Below are 1,204 nucleotides of genomic sequence, written 5' to 3'. Positions count from 1 at the left end.
AGAACCCCGGTCGCGAAACGCCGATCCTGCAGCTGCAAAACAAGGCCCCGACCGAAAATTCGATGGGCGTGCGCTTCGGTAACCTGCCGAAGATTCGCGAACTGATTATGGATGAAGTCGAAGCCGCTTTTGCGAACAAGATTTCGGTGAAGCAAGCCATGGATAATGCCGTTGCCAAGGGTAACGAAGAACTCCGTCGCTTCGAGCGCACCGCCAAGAACTAAGCCTTTACATCGCCTAACGGGGCGGGAAGATTTCTTCCCGCCTTTTTATTTTTGACCCCGTGGGGGTATCGTGACGCCAGCATCTTCCGCCCAAGCCCCGTTCTCCAACAAACTGCTGCCGCTGCTCCTGCTGCTGCCGCAACTTGTGATTACGCTGGTTTTTTTCTACTGGCCGTCGGTGCAGGCGGTGCAGCAGTCGCTCTATATCGAAGATCCCTTCGGGCTGAGTTCCGAGTTTGCCGGGCTTAAGAATTTCGCTGCGCTGTTCTCCGACGCGCGCTACGTGGAATCTTTTGTCCGCAGCCTGTTTTTCAGCGCCGCCGTGTCGGCCCTCTCGCTCAGCCTCTCGCTGTTGCTGGCGGTCTGCGCCGACCGGGTGGTGCGGGGCGCGACCGCTTACAAAACCCTCCTGCTGCTGCCCTATGCCATCGCCCCGGCGCTCGCGGGCGTGACGTGGATGTTCGTCATGCACCCGTCCATCGGGCTCATGGGGCGCTGGCTGGTGGCGATGGGGGTTGAGTGGAACTATCTCTTGAACGGCAATCAGGCTATGGCGCTGGTCATCTTCGCCGCCGCCTGGAAGCAGATCAGCTATAATTTCATTTTCTTCCTGGCCGGGCTGCAATCGATCCCACAGTCGCTGATGGAAGCGGCAGCGATCGATGGCGCTGGGCCGGGCAAGCGTTTCCGCGACATTGTGTTTCCGCTGCTGTCGCCCACCGCTTTCTTTTTGCTGGTGGTGAATATCGTCTATGCGTTTTTCGAGACCTTTGGCGTCATCCACGCGGTGACGGCGGGGGGGCCGGCCAAATCAACCGAGATTCTTGTGTATAAAGTCTATTTCGATGGGGTCGTCGGCCTCGATATTGGCGGATCCGCAGCGCAATCGGTCATTCTGATGCTGATTGTTATTCTGCTGACGGTCGTCCAATTCCGATTTGTCGAACGGAAGGTTCATTACTGATGGTTGAAAACCGCCC

The 1,204-nt window shown here is 57.6% G+C and carries 1 protein-coding gene and 1 pseudogene; both read left to right on the top strand.

From position 1 onward, the window contains the following. Window positions 1–224 (top strand): annotated as a pseudogene (locus VZ95_RS26035) (sn-glycerol-3-phosphate ABC transporter substrate-binding protein UgpB); the annotation flags it as partial. Window positions 225–294: 70 nt separating this feature from the next. Then, window positions 295–1,188: a sn-glycerol-3-phosphate ABC transporter permease UgpA gene (ugpA, locus tag VZ95_RS18615; RefSeq protein ID WP_045777192.1), complete on the top strand. Its 894-nt coding sequence runs from the start codon at window positions 295–297 to the stop codon at window positions 1,186–1,188. Window positions 1,189–1,204 lie beyond the last annotated feature (16 nt).

The organism is Elstera litoralis (genome assembly GCF_000963705.1).
In the GTDB taxonomy this organism is placed as follows: domain Bacteria; phylum Pseudomonadota; class Alphaproteobacteria; order Elsterales; family Elsteraceae; genus Elstera; species Elstera litoralis.
The sequence above is the reverse complement of the archived record's forward strand: the minus strand, read 5'-3'. Positions and strand labels throughout refer to the sequence as shown.